Here is a 16,195-nt window from a genome sequence, read left to right as displayed (position 1 = left end):
CCGGTCAGGCGTACTTGATACTCAGAATTTCATAAGAGCGCACGCCGCCAGGGGTGCGCACCTCGACACTGTCACCTTCGTCCTTGCCGATCAGGGCGCGGGCGATGGGGGATTTGATATTCAAAAGGCCAGCTTCGATATTGGCTTCATATTCACCGACGATCTGCCACGTCTTTTCTTCGTCGGTATCCTCGTCAACCAATGTAACCTTTGCGCCAAACTTGATCGCGCCAGACAGTTTTGCCGGGTCAATTACATCCGCCAGTGACAGGATACCTTCCAGTTCCTTGATGCGACCTTCGATAAACCCCTGCTTTTCGCGGGCTGAATGATATTCGGCGTTTTCTTTCAGGTCGCCAAGTTCTCGCGCCGATGCGATGGCTTCGATGATCGCAGGGCGTTCGACGGATTTGAGGTTCTTCAGCTCAGCTGCGAGTGCGGCATTGCCCGCAGGCGTCATCGGGATCTTTTCCATACTCTCTACGTCCACGCATAAACTGACTCGCCCCGCCGCACAGAAGCGTCGGGGCGAGTCCTAGGTTGACGATTACCTGACCCAAATACCACGTGAATTGCAAGGGGTGTCAGCAGGTGCAGCGATCAATTTGCAACATTGCGCCGGCGGGATTGTTTCGGGTGTGGCCTATGGCGATGGTCCGGTTGCCCACCCTTGCACCATCGCTTTGAAGGCGTGCAGAGCCACAGCATCTCAATCATATTGAACCACTTCAAACTCGATGCCGTTGTCATCCCTGAAATAGAACCGACGCCCCGGTTCGTAATCGGCATGATTATGGGGTTCGAACCCGACCTTGCGCACCTTGGCCTCGGTTGCATCGATATCTTCGACCAGAACACCAACATGATTCAGCCCGCCGACGATATCGTAGCTGCTTTCGACCAATGGTTTCGGCGCATCTGGTTTGTAAAGCGCAAGATAGGTGTGGGCCGATCCGACATGCACCGTGTATCCGCCTGATATTGCGGGTCCTTCCCACCGTGTTTTCCAGCCAAAGACTTGCTGCATCCAGGCGGCCGAGGCCTGTGGGTCGCTGACAGTGAAATTGGTATGTTCAAGCGTTGCCATCATGGGATCTCCTTTTTTGGCTTGTTTCGACTCACCGTAATTTCTAAACCTAACTTTAGGTCAAGGTATTTCTTCGAGGGCGACATGGCTGTTTCAGAAGGGTTGGCAATCGGGGCATTGGCCCGACGTACGGGGTTGGCCGTTTCGGCGATCCGGTATTACGAAGCACAGGGTTTGATCGCGCCCTGGCGCAATGCGGGCGGGCAGCGACGTTACCAGCGGGCGGATATCCGGCGGCTGAGTTTTGTCATGATCGCACAGCAGTTCGGCCTGACCTTGCCTGAAATTCGCGAGGTCTTGTCGGGCTTGCCGGGAAAGCGAACACCGACACCACAGGATTGGAAAGCCATAAGCGTGCGGTTGCGCACTCATCTGGACCAGCGAATCGATACCCTGATGCGATTGCGCGACAATCTGGACGGCTGCATCGGGTGTGGGTGCCTCAGCTTGCCGAAATGCAAGCTTTATAACCCCGATGACAGGGCAAAATCCCATGGTAGCGGTCCCAGATACCTGATGGGTGATGCACCAGAGGACTGATGTGTCGAATAGCGCCCTTGTTACGCCGTGTTTCGATTGACCAAAGTCTTACTGACCATGTAATCAGCCGTGAAACAAAATTGCGCAGATCCTGCAGTGACAGCGCCAATTCGGAAAGTAAGCTAGGGAGCCCGCGATGGCCGAGATTGAACGCGAAGCAATGGAATATGACGTGGTGATCGTAGGCGCAGGTCCTGCGGGTCTGTCGGCGGCCATTCGTCTGAAACAGCTGGATGCGGATCTGAACGTTGTCGTTCTGGAAAAGGGCTCGGAAGTGGGCGCTCATATCCTGTCTGGCGCAGTTCTCGATCCCTGCGGGCTGGATGCTTTGATCCCGGATTGGAAGGCTAAGGGTGCTCCGCTGAACGTGCCGGTGCATGAAGACAATTTCTACATGCTGGGCGAGGCAGGTAAAATCCGCATCCCCAACTTCCCGATGCCGCCGCTGATGAACAACCATGGCAACTACATCGTTTCGATGGGCAATGTCTGCCGCTGGATGGCCGAGCAGGCCGAGGAACTGGGCGTGGAAATCTTCCCCGGCATGGCATGTTCCGAACTGGTTTACGGCGATAACGGTGAAGTCAAAGGCGTGGTGGCCGGTGTCTTTGGTCTGGAAGCGGACGGCTCTTTTGGTCCCAATACCGAGCCGGGTATGGAACTGCACGGCAAATACGTCTTCCTGTCGGAAGGTGTGCGCGGCTCACTGTCCAAGGAAGTCATCGCCAAGTATGACCTGTCTGCCGGCAAAGAGCCGCAGAAATACGGCGTCGGCATGAAAGAGATCTGGGAGATCGATCCGGCAAAGCACAAGGAAGGTACGGTCACGCACACAATGGGCTGGCCTCTGGGCGGCAACGCAGGCGGCGGGTCGTTCATCTATCATCTTGAAAACAATCAGGTCTATGTCGGCTTTGTGGTTCACCTGAACTACAAGAACCCGCACCTGTACCCCTACATGGAATTCCAGCGCTTCAAGCATCACCCGATGGTGGCCGAGCTGCTGAAAGGCGGCAAGCGCGTGGCTTACGGTGCCCGTGCGATCACCGAAGGCGGCCTTCAGTCGATGCCCAAGCTGGTGGCGCCGGGCGTGGCGCTGCTGGGCTGTTCTGCGGGCATGGTCAACGTGCCGCGCATCAAGGGCAACCACAACGCGATGCTGTCGGGTAAGGCTGCGGCAGAGGCTGCTTATGACGCGATCAAGGCTGACCGTTCAGGCGATGAGCTGACCGCTTACGAGGCCGATGTCCGCAATGGCGCAATTGGCAAGGACCTGAAGAAGGTGCGCAACGTCAAGCCGATGTGGTCCAAGTGGGGCATGATCCCTTCGCTGGTGCTGGGTGGTCTGGACATGTGGACCAACACATTGGGCTTTTCGCTCTTTGGTACGCTGGGACATGGCAAGAACGATGCCCAGTCGACCGAGGAAGCCAGCAAGCACAAGCCGATCGATTATCCCAAGCCCGATGGCACGCTGTCCTTTGACCGTCTGACCAACGTGTCCTTTGCGGCAACCAATCACGAGGAAAGCCAGCCCTGCCACCTGCGCCTGACGGACCCGGATATCCCGGTCAAGGTCAACCTGCCCAAGTTCGACGAACCGGCGCAGCGCTATTGCCCGGCAGGTGTGTACGAAATGGTCGAGGATGACAACGGTCCGCGATTCGTCATCAACTTCCAGAACTGCGTTCACTGCAAAACCTGTGACATCAAGGATCCAAGCCAGAATATCACCTGGACCACGCCGCAGGGGGGCGACGGACCAAACTATCCGAACATGTAAGCAAAAAACCGGCAATGGCAGGGTCGTGAAGGCTCTGCCATTGCCTCTTGCCGACCGAAGCCCTAGCTTAACCGTCAGTCAACGATAGTAAGGCAGGATTTCGGTGGTTTCCCTGGTTCGTCGCGCGGCATTGTCCGTGCTGCTCATGTCGTCGGTCGCAGTTCCGGCCTATTCGGATTCGGGTGCCGGTTCATATCTGGCCGGGCGTCAGGCGATCTACGAAAGCGACTATTCTGCGGCGGAAAGATACTACGCCCAGGCTCTCAGGTTTGATCCGGAAAACGCGCTGCTCTTGGAAAGCGTTGTTGTCGCCCGCCTTGCGCTGGGGGAAATTGCCCGTGCTTTGCCCGTTGCAAAGCAGATCGAGGAAGCCAACCTTCCCAGTCAGGCCGCGCGCATGGCGATTTCGGCCAATTTGATTGCTGACGGCAAGTTTGACGAACTTCTGGCGCGTGACCCTGAAACGCAGGGGATCGGTCCTTTGGTTGATGGGCTGATGATCGCATGGGCCCATCTGGGGCAAGGTGAAATGACAAAGGCCATGGAGCAGTTCGATGCCGTGGCCACGCAGGAAGGCCTCAGGGAATTTGCGCTGTATCACAAAGCCATGGCATTGGCCTCTATCGGCGATTTCGAAGGTGCCGAGGTGATATTTGCGGATAATAACGGCGCGGTTGCGCGGTTCTCGCGTCGGGCCGCGCTGGCCCGTACAGAGGTGCTGTCACAGCTGGATCGCAACGAAGACGCCATACAGTTTCTGGACGATGTGTTTGTTTCCGGTAGCGATCCGACCATTGAAGCCTATACCGGCCAATTGACCGCGGGCGAGACGCTTCCGTTCACCCATGCGGGCTCTGCGCTGGATGGCATGGCGGAAATATTCTTTACCGTTGGTGCCGCATTGAACAGCGAGGCTTCGGCTGACTATGTCCTGCTTTACGCGCGACTGGCGAGCTTTCTGCGCCCTGACCACGTGGACGCCATTCTGCTGAGCGCGGAATTGCTGGACAAGCTGCAACAGTATGATCTGGCTGTTGCCGCCTATCGTATGGTCCCGGCAGGCAGCAATGACCACCATGCCGCAGAACTTGGACGGGCCGAAATCCTGGATAAATCCGGAAAAACCGATGCGGCCATCGAAGTTCTGCAAAACTTGGCGCTGCAAAACCCTGATTTGCCCAGCGTGCATGTTTCTCTGGCAGATCTTCAGCGTCGTCAGGAAAACTATGCGGCTGCGGTTGCCTCTTATGACACTGCTATTGCTTTGACGGACAGTCAGGCAGGTGGGAATTGGTTCCTGCACTACGCGCGCGGCATAAGCCACGAGCGGCTGAAGCAGTGGGATCAGGCTGAAACCGATTTTCGCCGGGCGCTGGAGTTGAATCCGGATCAGCCGCAGGTGCTGAACTACTTGGGCTATTCTTTGGTAGAACGGAAAGAAAAGCTGGATGAAGCGCTGGACATGATCCAACGCGCGGTCGAAGCCCGCCCGGATAGCGGCTACATCGTGGATAGTCTGGGTTGGGTTCTGTTCCGTCTGGGTCGTTACGAAGAAGCGGTCGAGCATATGGAGCGCGCGGTCGAGCTGATGCCTGTTGATCCGGTCGTCAATGATCATCTGGGGGATGTCTATTGGGCTGTTGGACGTGCGCGCGAGGCCGAGTTCCAATGGAAGCGGGCGCTGTCCTTTGTTGACCCCGAAGACACGGATGGCGAGGCTGACCCAGATCGCATTCGACGCAAGATCGAGGTCGGACTAAGTGCCGTTCTGGCCGAAGAAGGTGCGGAACCTTTGAAAGTCGCAAATGGAAATTAAGGCGTTTGCGCCCGCCAAGATCAACCTGACCCTGCATGTGACCGGACGTCGTAAGGACGGTTATCACCTGTTGGATTCGTTAGTGGTTTTTGCTGATCTCGGCGATCAGTTGACATTCACACCCGGCCCTGAGCTGACTATGGACGTGAGTGGGGAGTTTGCTGAAGGCGTGCCCACGGACAGCCGTAATCTGGCCTGGAAAGCGGCCGAAGGCGCCGGCTGGACCGGGCATATCGACCTGATCAAGTCTCTGCCCCACGGGGCAGGTATAGGGGGTGGGTCATCGGATGCAGCCGCCACGCTGAATATGCTGGGCGGTCTGGGCCGTGACATCCCGCCTGACCTGCCGTTGTCACTGGGGGCAGATGTGCCCGTTTGTCTCGAAAACCGGGCGATCAGAATGCAAGGCATTGGCGATCGTTTGGCGGCGGTGAACCTTCCGAACCTACCTGCCCTGTTGGTCAACCCGAATGTGCCGGTGCCGACAGGAGCCGTTTTCAACGCGCTGGCGTCGCGAGACAATCCGCCGATGCCTGAGCTGGTCCCTGATTTTGAAGACGCTGAAGCCTGTGCCCTGTGGTTGCGTGATCAACGCAATGACTTGCAGGTACCTGCCATGGGCGTTGCACGTGAGATCGAGCAGGTTCTGGACGAGTTGAACATGACCAGTCGTGCCCTTGTGACGCGCATGTCGGGGTCAGGATCAACCTGTTTTGCCCTATATCCCACAATGAAAGACGCGCATCTCGCGGCCTATGAGATCGGTGCGGCGCATCCTGACTGGTGGTGCCGCGCGACGCAGCTTAACTAAGGCGCGAGACCACGTAATCGGCCAGTTCGCGCAGCAGGCTGCGAATTTCATGATCGGGCAGAACATCCAAAGATGCCTTTGCCTTGTTCGCCCAGCCCAAAGCGTCCTGCCGGGTTTTTTCCAGCGTTGCGTATTTGTCCATCAAACCCAGCGCATGATCCAGATCACCGTCCTGTTGGCGGCCTTTTTCGATCGTACGCTCCCAGAATGCGCGTTCTTCGGGCGTGGCCTGTGCAACAGCCTTGATGACAGGCAGGGTCAGCTTTCGTTCGCGGAAATCATCGCCCACATTCTTGCCGGTTGTCTTGCTGTCCCCCTGATAGTCCAGCAGATCGTCCGCTATCTGGAATGCGATCCCCAATGCGTCACCATAATCGAACAGGGCCTTGATCTGTTCTTCCGATGCACCGGCGATCACGCCGCCCACCTCGGTCGCAGCTGAAAACAAAGCTGCTGTCTTGCCGCGCACGACCTGTAGGTAAACGCTTTCATCTGTCTGCAGGTCGGTTGCTGCGGTCATTTGCAGCACCTCGCCCTCGGCGATGGTTGCTGAGGCATTGGCCAAGATATCCAGAACCCGCAGCGAACCCGTTTCGACCATCAATTGGAAGCTGCGAGAAAACAGGTAATCACCGACCAGCACACTGGATTTATTGTCCCAAAGTAGATTTGCGGTCGGGCGTCCGCGCCGCTGCGCGCTCTCATCCACAACGTCGTCGTGCAGAAGGGTAGCGGTATGGATGAACTCGACCGTGGCAGCAAGGCGTACATGGTGCTCGCCCGAATAGCCAAACAGCCGCGCCGCTGCCAATGTCAGCATCGGGCGCAGGCGCTTTCCGCCCGCCTCGACCAGATGCTGGGTCACTTCGGGGATACGTGGGGCATGGTCCGACGCCATCCGGGTGCGGATCAACGTGTTCACAGCCTCCATTTCACCCGCCAATATATCAGCGAGGCGCTCATGCGGTTTTGAGATCATGCCGACGGTCATCATTCTCCTGATACAAGGCTCGACTTCCGCCCCGCCTTGCCCTTACATCCATCCCCATGAAAGAACTATTGCGCAGTACCGATCCGACGATCCTGGCCTTTGCATCCGCTCTCCTTGAAGGCGAGGATATAGACTGCTTTCAGATGGACGTAAATATGAGCATCCTCGAAGGTGGGATCGGAATCTTTCCCCGCCGACTGATGGTTCGCGCCGAAGACCTGACCCGTGCTGAACGTGTGATGCGCGACAATGAAATTCCGCTGGGCCGATGACCCGGTTTTCCGATAGTGAACTCAGCTGCAATGATTTCCTGGGGGGCAGGGTCCGGTTGCTGCAACCTCGGTCGGGTTATCGTGCCGGGGTCGACCCGGTATTGCTTGCCGCATCCGTTCCGGCCAGGGCAGGTCAGTCCGTGTTGGAACTGGGGTGCGGTGCAGGGGCTGCCATTCTTTGCTTGTCGTCACGACTGCCCGGTCTGCACCTGACAGGTATCGAGCTACAGCCCGCCTATGCGGAATTGGCCTGCAGAAATGCGGAAATCAACGGGATAGAGCTGGAAGTTGTCCAAGCAGACCTGACCGCTTTGCCCGAGGCGTTTCGGCAGCGCCAGTTCGATCACGTCATTGCGAATCCGCCCTATTATCGGGCGGGGGCGCATAGCCCTGCAAAGGATGCGGGACGAAGTGTGGCCTTGAGCGAAGACACCCAGTTGGCCGACTGGATTGCAGTGGCTGCCAGACGCCTTGCGCCAAAAGGGTACCTGCACATGATCCAAAAAGCCGATCGACTGCCCGACATGCTGGCAGCGTGCCAGGGGTTGCTGGGATCGGTAGAGTTGTTGCCGCTAAGCCCACGGACAGGGCGAGAGGCTGAGCTGATCATTCTGCGCGCCCGCAAAGGAGGGCGTGCGGCATTTCGCCTCCACCCACCTTTGATTGTGCACGCGGGTGAACGTCACGAAAAAGACGGCGAAAGCTATACGGATGCAGTTTCGGCCGTGCTCCGGAAGGCCGCTGCCCTGCCCGGGTTTTGACGACGACTGGCAATGTCCAGCCGATTTTGTCGGATTTGTTTCAGATTCTGTGCGTCTGCAGCGTGACAGGGTGGAAACGATGTGATCAACTTCTTACGTGACATTCAGACACGTATAAAAGGAGGATCGCAATGAGCGTGAGCGCACATCTGACAGAACTGAAGAAAAAGCACGAATCTCTCGGTCTAGAAGTAGAACAAGCCCAACGCTCGCCAGGCATCGATGATCTCCACATAGCCCAGCTGAAGAAACAGAAGCTCAAGCTGAAGGAAGAGATCGAGCGACTGTCTGCTTAAGATTTCAAACTGGAACGGGCCGCGATCAAGGCCCCGCCGGTAATCAGAAAGGCCGCGATCGCCAGCCCCCAGGATGGGGCAGCGATCCCGGCCATCACCAAAGCAAGTGTCGACAAAAGCGGGGCCGCATAAGATGAGGTCCCGAGCATTTGAATATCACCCTGCTTTACCCCGATATCCCATACATAAAAGGCCAGTCCAACGGGCCCGAGGCCAAGTGCCAGTACCGATAACCACCCCAGTGTCGTGTCGGGCAGCACGGTGTCTTCTATGGCCAGATGCAGCAGACCCGAAGCCATCGCAGCCATCAGACAAAAGACCGCAACCGAACTGGTCGGTGTACCCCCCAATTTGCGCGACAAAACCGAATAGCCTGACCACGTCAGGGCGCAAAGCAGGGCCAATGCATATCCCGGCAGGTGTTGTGCCTGAAAACCGGCGCTCCCGCCTCCGGTGATGATCAAAGCAGCCCCAGCAAAGCCAAGGCATGCCCCGATCAAGTGACCAGCGCGAAGCTGCTCGCCCGGCAGCAGGCCGGAAAACAGAACGATAAGAAGGGGCCAGAGATAGGCAATCAACCCGGCCTCGGCCGCGGGGGCCATACGCAGGGCTGAAAAATACAATGCGTGGTACCCGAACAGACCCAATGAACCGAACAGGTAGGTCGTCCAGGGGACCTGTTTCAACCCGCTAAACCCACCGGTTGCGGCTGTCCAAATCAACCCAAGCGCCCCACCAATCGAAAAGCAGATCGTGTTCAACAGCAATGGTGGTGTGGGTGCAGAGCCGACGGTCAAAAGCGCCAGCAAAGCCCATAATAGTACGGCCCCAAAGCCGATGGCTGTTGCGCGCGTTTTGGTCATGATCCGGAAACCTCTTCGATCGGAATAATGTCGAACTCATCCGAAATATGCGCGGTCTTTTCAATCTCGGTCAGGAACCAATCCCGAAATGCTGCGATCTGAGGACGTTTCTCGGCCCCCGGAAGGCACAGGAACCGGAACCGGCCCTGCGTTTCCAGCGCGACCTTGAAGGGGGCAACCAGCCGACCCTCGGTCAAGTCCTTGAGGATCATGGCACGCCGTCCAAGGGCGACACCAACACCGGCGACAGCGGCGTCAATCGCGTGATCTGCGTTGGAAAAATGCGCCCCATGAGTGGGGATGAAATCGATACCCACAGCGCGGAACCAGGCAGGCCAGCCGCAGGGCGGGGTCAGAAAATTGATCGAATCGTCGTGGATCAACGGTGCGTCGCGCAGGCTGTCTGGCGTGGTGAATTGCTCCGCCAGCTCCGGGGTCATGACCGGGGTCAGCCACTCTTTTCTTACAGGTACGGAATACAGCCCCTCATCGGCGGAATTGCCAAACCGGATGGCAACATCCACATCATCTCGCTCCAGATCCATGTTGCGCAATGTGGCCGAGAATTTCAGGTCGATTTCCGGATGTGCACGGGCGAATTCGTAAAGGCGAGGTGCGAGCCACTTTGCAGTCAGTGCCGGACCTGCGGTGACGGTCAGTCCGGTGTCTTCCTCCTGCCTGCGTACAGCACGCCACGCGCTTTGCAATGTGGCAAAGCCCTCTGCCGCGCCGGGGGCCAGGGCGCGGCCCGCATCGGTCAGTTCCACAGCACGGTTCAGACGGCGGAACAGAGGGCGACCCAGATGCTCCTCAAGCGATTTGATCTGAAAGGACAGGGCTGCTGGCGTCACGTGCAGCTCTTCCGCCGCTTTCGCGAACGACATGTGCCGGGCCGCGGCATCAAAAGCCCGAAGCGCGGTAAGTGGGGGCAGATAATCACTCATGGTCAAGAAATTCTTAACTGAAGGTTCAGGAAACTTCGTTTGTCATGATCCTAGGTGACCTTCATATTCACATCAGGTCAAGCAAAACTGAATTGAAAGGCGGCTGCCATGATCGAGATGACAACAAATCCCGCCGCCCAAGTGGCGATCCTGCGCGCGCATGAAGAGCGTGGCAAGGTGGTCCGGCAGTTGTGGAATTGGGTATTGGGTTCCCGCTGATCGCAGCGCGCGCGATCTTACGGGATAAGGATGGGCCGGCCCTAATGGACCGGCCCGTTTTCACAATTCTGATTGCAGATCAGACGAAGAACTGGGCGCCGTTGGCCGAGATGGTCGAGCCGTTGATGAACTGAGATTCGTCCGAGGCCAGGAAGGTCACACAGCGTGCAATCTCTTCTGGTTCGCCCAGACGACCGGCGGGGATCTGGCCAATAATCGATTCGCGTACCTTTTCGGGCACCGCCATCACCATCTCGGTTGCAATATAACCGGGGCAGATCGCGTTGGCCGTGATGCCTGCCCGCGCGCCTTCCTGCGCAAGAGATTTAACGATGCCCAGATCGCCCGCCTTGGTCGCAGCATAGTTCACCTGAGCGAACTGACCTTTCTGGCCGTTGATCGAGCTGATGACGATGACACGGCCAAATTTGCGCTCGCGCATGCCGGGCCAGACAGGGTGCACAGTGTTGAATACGCCGGTCAGGTTGGTGTCGATCACGTCTTTCCACTGATCGGGTGTCATTTTGTGGAAAGGTGCATCACGGGTGATGCCTGCGTTGGCGACAACGACATCGATGGGGCCAACCTCGGCCTCGACCTTTTCGATGCCCGCTTTGGATTCGTCATAATCGGCGACGTTCCACTTGTAGGTCTTGATGCCGGTTTCTTCGGTGAATTTCGCGGCGGCTTCGTCATTCCCTGCATAGGTGGCCGCAACGTTGTATCCTTCGGCTTTGAGCGCCTTGGAAATTGCTGCGCCAATGCCGCGGGAACCGCCGGTAACGAGTGCTGTACGTGCCATTTAGGACTCCTCCAATTTTAGTCGCCTTGGTAATGCTGTTACTTTGAGAGATGTTTGTGCGCAATATTGTTTCGTCATTAAGGTGTTTATTTCGGATGGCAATATCGTCGCATCTAACGGGTACGACCCCAGTGTAACAAAAAAGGGCGTCCCATGGACGCCCTTTTCTATTTGGTTATTGGCGCACTTAGTCGCGCTCCACACACAGGGCGACACCCATGCCGCCGCCGATGCACAAGGTGGCCAGACCTTTCTTTGCGTCGCGGCGCTTCATTTCGAACAGCAGCGTGTTCAGAACGCGGCAACCTGATGCGCCGATTGGGTGGCCGATGGCAATTGCGCCGCCGTTCACGTTCACAATCGACGGATCCCAGCCCATGTCTTTGTTCACTGCGCAGGCCTGCGCGGCAAAGGCTTCGTTGGCTTCAACCAGGTCCAGATCGTCGACGGACCAACCCGCTTTTTCCAATGCCTTGCGCGAAGCGTAGATCGGGCCAACGCCCATGATCGACGGGTCCAGCCCGGCAGTTGCGTAGGACGCGATGCGCGCCAAAGGTTCGATTCCGCGCTTCTCTGCGTTTTGAGCTGACATCAGCAGGGTTGCGGCCGCGCCGTCGTTCAGGCCCGAAGCGTTTGCAGCAGTGACCGATCCGTCCTTGGTAAAGGCGGGGCGCAGCTTTGCCATGGCTTCCATTGTAGCGCCGTGGCGGATGTATTCGTCCTTGTCCATCACGATGTCACCCTTGCGGGTCTTGATGGTGAAGGGCACGATTTCGTCGACAAATTTGCCAGCTTTTTGCGCCGCCTCGGCCTTGTTCTGCGAAGCAACAGCGAATTCATCCTGCATGTCGCGGCTGATCTGCCATTTCTCGGCAACATTTTCCGCCGTCTGACCCATGTGATAACCGTTGAAGGCATCCCACAGACCATCGCGGATCATGGTGTCGATATACTTCATATCGCCCATCTTGTGACCGGTGCGCAGGGCAGCTGCGTGGGGCGACAGGGTCATGTTCTCTTGGCCACCAGCGGCGACGATGTCGGCATCGCCGAGTTGGATGTGCTGAGCGCCCAATGCGACCGCACGCAGGCCTGAGCCGCAAACCTGGTTGATGCCCCAGGCGGCACTTTCTTGCGGCAAACCAGCGTTGATATGCGCCTGCCGAGCCGGGTTCTGCCCCTGAGCCGCAGTCAGCACCTGACCCAAGATGGTTTCGCTGACTTCGCCTTTTTCAATCCCGGCGCGCTCAACAACTGCTTCCAGGACGGCCGCGCCCAGATCATGTGCGGGGGTGTTCGCAAACGAACCACTAAAGCTGCCGACACCTGTTCGTGCGGCGGATGCGATTACTACGTTGGTCATATGATCAGTCCTTTACCGTCATTGTCTGGCGGAATGTCTGACGGCGCAGGCCGAGAGTTTCCCTCTCGAAACAAGAGCGCCCCGTTATCCCCCGCTCAAGTACTTCTGCAATAGCGTAATGCTGCACTTGCAGCAACGGGCAGCTTGTCTCAGCTTGGGAAATGGCGGAAAAATGTCGATCACCCACGGGTCAACTTGCTGTTTTTGAAATTTTTTCCTGTTTCCACGGGGGCGAAACACTGGGCGCGCCAAACAAAAAGCCCTGCATGCAATCCACGCCAAATTCAAGCAAAAATGCCGCATCCTTCTGAGTTTCGACCGATTCGGCAGTGACCAGAATTTCAAACTCACGCGCTACGGCAATCAGGGCCCGCACCAAAGCCTGGTTGTCGGGGCTGTCGCTGATGCCCCGGATAAACTGTCCATCGATCTTGGCGGCGTCGAACAGAAATTCGCGAAAGTGGCGGAAACTGAAGTTGCTGGCACCAAAGTCGTCCAGCGCAAAGGCGATGCCGCGATCCTGAAGGCGGTCCATGAAGTCGACCACCAATTCAGGCACCTGCATGGCAGAGCTTTCGGAGATTTCGAGGATCAGCCGTTCGCCCAGCTGCGGGTCCCGTTTCAGAAACCGGTCCAGTATTCCGGACCAGTTGGAATAACCGATCGAGCGGGCGGACATGTTGATCGACAGGCGGATCTGGGGGTTCTTCACTAACGTGCGCAGACCAAGTTCCAATGCGACGCAGTCGAGATCACGTCCGATCGGAGTGTTTTCAACCTGTGGCATGAACTCGCGCGCCGGGATAACGCGCCCTGTTTCATCCAGCACGCGAATGAACCCTTCGTAGAACGCGATGCCATGCGGCGTGTGTGCCTGGACAACCGGCTGAAAGGCCAACCGACATTGCTTGTGCTTCACAGCATCGGTTGCCATCTGAACCACCGAACGATCCCGTGTTGACACTGCTGCATTCAAAGGGGTGTCCAACCCTTCGGGAAGATTGGTGAGCTTTTTGTTTCCCATAGGCGCAGATTCCCGTGTGTCCGGAACAGGTGTTTTGACACAGTTTCGGGGCAAACAGATGAATCTGCGGTTAAAGCGTCAGATGAAGTTGCTTATTGCGGTTTTCAGCGCGCGGAATCCCCGGCACGGGCCAGCGACGCCGCGGCTCCAAGAAGGGCTCCTGTCGCACCCAGAATCATCAGGACAAAACCCAATGCGATCAGAGTGCCAACAAAGCTGCCGAGCGCGGCAAGCATGGCCAGCAACAGGCCAAACAACCCCACGAAGGTTGAAATGGTTGCCAAACGTTTCATGCCGCCCCTCGCTCATCTATGCGCCACATTCAATCACTGATATGGCGTGCAAAGACCGGAGTTCAAGTCTAGCGGGGCCTGACGGCTGTATCAGGCCTGTTCTGCCTGTCCTTTGGGCAGGATCTTGTCGACCTGCTCAAAACCGGGCGTTCCCCGGTCCTCGGGATGGCGAGCCAGGTGCTTGGCTTTTATCTGTTCCGAGTTGTCGCGGCTGCCGTCGTGGCTGTACCCCGGAGGCGCGAAACAATAGGCCAGACGTTGCCGTAGTGTCAGGCCGGGCTGCGTGGCGTCGTGCCAGATGCCGACCCATTCGTGAAACGCAACGCGCAAAGGGTTGAAGGTGCCGATATTGTGAACCAGCCCGTAATCGACCCGATCGTTTTCCTGTTCAGGCACAAATGTCCCGAACATCTTGTCCCAGATGATGAAAACTCCGGCGTAATTGCAATCCAGATACCGTGCGTTCCGGCCGTGATGCGCGCGATGATGGCTGGGGGTATTCATGACCGCTTCGAACCATCGGGGCATCTTGCCGATGGCCTCGGTGTGAATCCAGAACTGATAGATCAGGTTCAATCCACCGACGAACAGAACCATGGCCGGATGGAAACCCAGCAGTATCAGCGGCGCGCGAACGACCATCATGAACGTAAAGGTATAGGTCCAAGTCTGCCGCAGAGCTGTGGTCAGATTGTAGTGCTGCGAGCTGTGGTGGTTGACATGGCTGGCCCAGACCCAGCGAATGCGATGTCCAAAACGGTGTACCCAGTAATAGCGAAGATCATCTAGGACAAAGCACAGAATGATAACGGGAATTGATGTACCCAAATCCAACGGTGTGATCTGCCACAGCCACATGAAAAACGCATAGGCGATAAAGCCCAGCAAAAAGCCCGACGCGATGTTTCCGGCCCCCATGATCAGCGAGGTCACAGCATCGCGTGTTTCATACCGCCCGCCTTTGCCCTTGACTGCGATCCACAGGAATTCTGCCAGTATTGCAGCGATGAAAAAAGGAACGGCCCATTGCACCGCATCGGGAAAACTTACCTGGTCTGTCATGCGGGCCTCATCATGTGTTGCCAGTGCTGGCGTTCTGTCTGGTCAAGGTGAAGGGTCGCGCGCGGTGTGCTGAAGTCGTGAAACCGAACTTCGATGCCACTGGCAGTCTCAAACCAGTCGAAATCCTGAAGATGCCGCGCTACTGTATCGGCCCCAAAGGACCAGATCAGCCCGGCCCCGTTCTGGGTTCGCACCAGCGCCGCGTGGCCGTCATGGGCGATTGTCACGTCGATCACCGTGTCATCGGGAAAATGCCGCATCCATTGGCGTGGCGCCGTGTCCGGCGTCAGCACGTGCAACCGCGACTTGCCCGTCAGATGCAGCAACAGCGTAATCCCGGCTATGCCCCCAACGACCAGCACCAATAGAATTTCCAGCGGCATTCCATCCTCCTGAGCGCAGAGTGCAAAGGAGGATGGAAACTGTCAAAGGTGGCGTCGCGTCAGTTGTGTTCCAAAACCAAGGCTTTGACCGGAACCATTCGACAAGCGGGAATACTGGTCGGAGATCGTGTAGGTTACCGGATCTCCCTTGCCCTTCTTGCTTACATCCTTGGCAGTAGCAGCATCGGCGGCCATCTAGAAAACACCCGCCATCGCCGCAATTTCTGCAATTGGTTTCACCAAAGTATCCTCCGGGTTGAATGCCTGGTGGATAGGATGATTCACTGATTTTAAAGCTATTTCATCAGCTTTCTGCGCCAACAAGCGTCGAGATAATCGCCTTGGCGCTGTCCGAATTCCATTCGGCGTCGCCGATCAAACGCGCGATTTCCTGACCTTCGGGATTCAGAATGACCGTGATGGGCAACGCAATTACGCCAAATTCGCGCGCGGCGGCCGAGCTGAGGTCCTGATGACGCGGCAGGTTGGATATGCCATTTTCTTCAAAGAACTTCTTGATCCCAGCTGGCGAGTTGCGGCCTGTGGCAAGGGTCAGAACCTGAAACTTGTCCCCCCCGAACTCGTCCTGCAACTCGGCGATCTGAGGCATTTCTTTGCGGCAGGGGGCGCACCAGGTGGCCCAGAAGTTCAGCAGAACATACTTGCCCTCATAATCGGCCAGCGTGCCGACACCCCCGTCATCTTCCAGCTGAAACTCGATCACTTTTGCCGGTTTGGGTTCTTCATGCAGGATAAGGCGCTTCAGACTGCCTTCCCGTAAGAGGCCCAGTGTCGCGGCATCGGTTGCCAAAGCGGCATTTGCACCTAGCGCAAGGGCCATATAAAGGGGGATCAAACGAAATAGGCGCATATCAACTCCGGGTT

20 protein-coding genes are annotated in these 16,195 nt (G+C 57.2%); 7 read left to right on the top strand and 13 right to left on the bottom strand.

Annotated features, from left to right (window positions below):
• Nucleotides 1–4: 4 nt before the first annotated feature.
• Together greA and ACR0CE_RS10775 are read right to left on the bottom strand one after the other, a co-directional pair.
• Entirely contained in the window at nt 5–475 is a 471-nt protein-coding gene (greA, locus tag ACR0CE_RS10780) for a transcription elongation factor GreA (protein WP_209506599.1), read from the bottom strand.
• Nucleotides 476–709: 234 nt separating this feature from the next.
• Nucleotides 710–1,090: a VOC family protein gene (locus tag ACR0CE_RS10775; RefSeq protein WP_480486621.1), complete on the bottom strand. Its 381-nt coding sequence runs from the start codon at nt 1,088–1,090 to the stop codon at nt 710–712.
• Nucleotides 1,091–1,171: 81 nt separating this feature from the next.
• Between ACR0CE_RS10775 and soxR the strand changes: the two genes are divergently transcribed.
• From soxR to ACR0CE_RS10755, 4 genes are all read left to right on the top strand, one after another.
• Nucleotides 1,172–1,627, top strand: a complete 456-nt coding sequence (gene soxR / locus ACR0CE_RS10770; RefSeq protein WP_209598669.1) for a redox-sensitive transcriptional activator SoxR — start codon at nt 1,172–1,174, stop codon at nt 1,625–1,627.
• 136 nt (nt 1,628–1,763) lie between these two features.
• Complete coding sequence (locus tag ACR0CE_RS10765; protein ID WP_480832331.1) at nt 1,764–3,410, top strand: electron transfer flavoprotein-ubiquinone oxidoreductase; 1,647 nt, start codon at nt 1,764–1,766, stop codon at nt 3,408–3,410.
• A 145-nt stretch (nt 3,411–3,555) separates the two neighbouring features.
• Entirely contained in the window at nt 3,556–5,226 is a 1,671-nt protein-coding gene (locus ACR0CE_RS10760) for a tetratricopeptide repeat protein (protein WP_480486834.1), read from the top strand.
• Nucleotides 5,216–6,037: a 4-(cytidine 5'-diphospho)-2-C-methyl-D-erythritol kinase gene (locus ACR0CE_RS10755; RefSeq protein WP_480558775.1), complete on the top strand. Its 822-nt coding sequence runs from the start codon at nt 5,216–5,218 to the stop codon at nt 6,035–6,037. The genes ACR0CE_RS10760 and ACR0CE_RS10755 overlap by 11 nt, the downstream gene beginning before the upstream one ends.
• On the opposite strand, the gene ACR0CE_RS10750 is transcribed toward ACR0CE_RS10755, so the two are convergent.
• Nucleotides 6,030–7,028: a polyprenyl synthetase family protein gene (locus ACR0CE_RS10750; RefSeq protein ID WP_480558948.1), complete on the bottom strand. Its 999-nt coding sequence runs from the start codon at nt 7,026–7,028 to the stop codon at nt 6,030–6,032. The genes ACR0CE_RS10755 and ACR0CE_RS10750 overlap by 8 nt on opposite strands.
• 56 nt (nt 7,029–7,084) lie before the next feature.
• Between ACR0CE_RS10750 and ACR0CE_RS10745 the strand changes: the two genes are divergently transcribed.
• The 3 genes from ACR0CE_RS10745 (at nt 7,085) to ACR0CE_RS10735 (ending at nt 8,357) form a co-directional block, all read left to right on the top strand.
• Nucleotides 7,085–7,300, top strand: a complete 216-nt coding sequence (locus tag ACR0CE_RS10745; protein WP_050604033.1) for a putative signal transducing protein — start codon at nt 7,085–7,087, stop codon at nt 7,298–7,300.
• Nucleotides 7,297–8,061, top strand: coding sequence for a tRNA1(Val) (adenine(37)-N6)-methyltransferase (locus ACR0CE_RS10740; RefSeq protein WP_480832328.1), 765 nt, complete (start codon nt 7,297–7,299; stop codon nt 8,059–8,061). The genes ACR0CE_RS10745 and ACR0CE_RS10740 overlap by 4 nt, the downstream gene beginning before the upstream one ends.
• 131 nt (nt 8,062–8,192) lie before the next feature.
• Nucleotides 8,193–8,357, top strand: a complete 165-nt coding sequence (locus tag ACR0CE_RS10735) for a YdcH family protein (protein ID WP_083445267.1) — start codon at nt 8,193–8,195, stop codon at nt 8,355–8,357.
• Here the strand turns inward: ACR0CE_RS10735 and yddG are convergent.
• The 10 genes from yddG to ACR0CE_RS10685 all read right to left on the bottom strand — a co-directional run bounded on the left by yddG (nt 8,354) and on the right by ACR0CE_RS10685 (nt 16,181).
• Nucleotides 8,354–9,220, bottom strand: coding sequence for an aromatic amino acid exporter YddG (gene yddG / locus ACR0CE_RS10730; protein ID WP_480832326.1), 867 nt, complete (start codon nt 9,218–9,220; stop codon nt 8,354–8,356). The genes ACR0CE_RS10735 and yddG overlap by 4 nt on opposite strands.
• Nucleotides 9,217–10,164, bottom strand: a complete 948-nt coding sequence (locus ACR0CE_RS10725; RefSeq protein WP_480832324.1) for a transcriptional regulator GcvA — start codon at nt 10,162–10,164, stop codon at nt 9,217–9,219. Before ACR0CE_RS10725 ends, yddG begins: the two co-directional genes overlap by 4 nt.
• Nucleotides 10,165–10,462: 298 nt before the next feature.
• Complete coding sequence (gene phbB, locus ACR0CE_RS10720) at nt 10,463–11,185, bottom strand: acetoacetyl-CoA reductase (RefSeq protein WP_480773342.1); 723 nt, start codon at nt 11,183–11,185, stop codon at nt 10,463–10,465.
• 187 nt (nt 11,186–11,372) lie between these two features.
• Complete coding sequence (locus ACR0CE_RS10715) at nt 11,373–12,548, bottom strand: acetyl-CoA C-acetyltransferase (RefSeq protein WP_480832322.1); 1,176 nt, start codon at nt 12,546–12,548, stop codon at nt 11,373–11,375.
• Between the two features lie 190 nt (nt 12,549–12,738).
• Nucleotides 12,739–13,572 (bottom strand): EAL domain-containing protein, encoded by an 834-nt coding sequence (locus tag ACR0CE_RS10710; protein WP_480832320.1) that lies wholly within the window; start codon nt 13,570–13,572, stop codon nt 12,739–12,741.
• A gap of 104 nt (nt 13,573–13,676) precedes the next feature.
• Nucleotides 13,677–13,865 (bottom strand): hypothetical protein, encoded by a 189-nt coding sequence (locus ACR0CE_RS10705; RefSeq protein WP_480832318.1) that lies wholly within the window; start codon nt 13,863–13,865, stop codon nt 13,677–13,679.
• Between the two features lie 90 nt (nt 13,866–13,955).
• On the bottom strand, nt 13,956–14,927 hold the full coding sequence (locus ACR0CE_RS10700) for a sterol desaturase family protein (RefSeq protein ID WP_209506579.1): 972 nt from the start codon (nt 14,925–14,927) through the stop codon (nt 13,956–13,958).
• A complete protein-coding gene (locus tag ACR0CE_RS10695) occupies nt 14,924–15,310 on the bottom strand; it encodes a hypothetical protein (protein WP_480832316.1) in 387 nt (128 codons plus the stop codon). The genes ACR0CE_RS10700 and ACR0CE_RS10695 overlap by 4 nt, the downstream gene beginning before the upstream one ends.
• Before the next feature lie 42 nt (nt 15,311–15,352).
• The gene (locus tag ACR0CE_RS10690; protein WP_209506574.1) at nt 15,353–15,505 is read right to left on the bottom strand and encodes a hypothetical protein; all 153 of its coding nucleotides are present in this window, start codon (nt 15,503–15,505) and stop codon (nt 15,353–15,355) included.
• 109 nt (nt 15,506–15,614) lie between these two features.
• The gene (locus ACR0CE_RS10685) at nt 15,615–16,181 is read right to left on the bottom strand and encodes a TlpA disulfide reductase family protein (protein ID WP_480832314.1); all 567 of its coding nucleotides are present in this window, start codon (nt 16,179–16,181) and stop codon (nt 15,615–15,617) included.
• Nucleotides 16,182–16,195: the final 14 nt, after the last annotated feature.

Source organism: Ruegeria sp. L11 (assembly GCF_056531755.1).
Note: the sequence above shows the minus strand (reverse complement) of the source record. Positions and strands in the feature narration are given on the sequence as shown.

Coding starts and splice junctions, on each gene's coding strand:
- greA (WP_209506599.1), bottom strand. CDS start 475: ATGGAAAAGATCCCGATGACGCCTGCGGGCAATGCCGCACTCGCAGCT.
- ACR0CE_RS10775 (WP_480486621.1), bottom strand. CDS start 1,090: ATGATGGCAACGCTTGAACATACCAATTTCACTGTCAGCGACCCACAG.
- soxR (WP_209598669.1), top strand. CDS start 1,172: ATGGCTGTTTCAGAAGGGTTGGCAATCGGGGCATTGGCCCGACGTACG.
- ACR0CE_RS10765 (WP_480832331.1), top strand. CDS start 1,764: ATGGCCGAGATTGAACGCGAAGCAATGGAATATGACGTGGTGATCGTA.
- ACR0CE_RS10760 (WP_480486834.1), top strand. CDS start 3,556: ATGTCGTCGGTCGCAGTTCCGGCCTATTCGGATTCGGGTGCCGGTTCA.
- ACR0CE_RS10755 (WP_480558775.1), top strand. CDS start 5,216: ATGGAAATTAAGGCGTTTGCGCCCGCCAAGATCAACCTGACCCTGCAT.
- ACR0CE_RS10750 (WP_480558948.1), bottom strand. CDS start 7,028: ATGACCGTCGGCATGATCTCAAAACCGCATGAGCGCCTCGCTGATATA.
- ACR0CE_RS10745 (WP_050604033.1), top strand. CDS start 7,085: ATGAAAGAACTATTGCGCAGTACCGATCCGACGATCCTGGCCTTTGCA.
- ACR0CE_RS10740 (WP_480832328.1), top strand. CDS start 7,297: ATGACCCGGTTTTCCGATAGTGAACTCAGCTGCAATGATTTCCTGGGG.
- ACR0CE_RS10735 (WP_083445267.1), top strand. CDS start 8,193: ATGAGCGTGAGCGCACATCTGACAGAACTGAAGAAAAAGCACGAATCT.
- yddG (WP_480832326.1), bottom strand. CDS start 9,220: ATGACCAAAACGCGCGCAACAGCCATCGGCTTTGGGGCCGTACTATTA.
- ACR0CE_RS10725 (WP_480832324.1), bottom strand. CDS start 10,164: ATGAGTGATTATCTGCCCCCACTTACCGCGCTTCGGGCTTTTGATGCC.
- phbB (WP_480773342.1), bottom strand. CDS start 11,185: ATGGCACGTACAGCACTCGTTACCGGCGGTTCCCGCGGCATTGGCGCA.
- ACR0CE_RS10715 (WP_480832322.1), bottom strand. CDS start 12,548: ATGACCAACGTAGTAATCGCATCCGCCGCACGAACAGGTGTCGGCAGC.
- ACR0CE_RS10710 (WP_480832320.1), bottom strand. CDS start 13,572: ATGGGAAACAAAAAGCTCACCAATCTTCCCGAAGGGTTGGACACCCCT.
- ACR0CE_RS10705 (WP_480832318.1), bottom strand. CDS start 13,865: ATGAAACGTTTGGCAACCATTTCAACCTTCGTGGGGTTGTTTGGCCTG.
- ACR0CE_RS10700 (WP_209506579.1), bottom strand. CDS start 14,927: ATGACAGACCAGGTAAGTTTTCCCGATGCGGTGCAATGGGCCGTTCCT.
- ACR0CE_RS10695 (WP_480832316.1), bottom strand. CDS start 15,310: ATGCCGCTGGAAATTCTATTGGTGCTGGTCGTTGGGGGCATAGCCGGG.
- ACR0CE_RS10690 (WP_209506574.1), bottom strand. CDS start 15,505: ATGGCCGCCGATGCTGCTACTGCCAAGGATGTAAGCAAGAAGGGCAAG.
- ACR0CE_RS10685 (WP_480832314.1), bottom strand. CDS start 16,181: ATGCGCCTATTTCGTTTGATCCCCCTTTATATGGCCCTTGCGCTAGGT.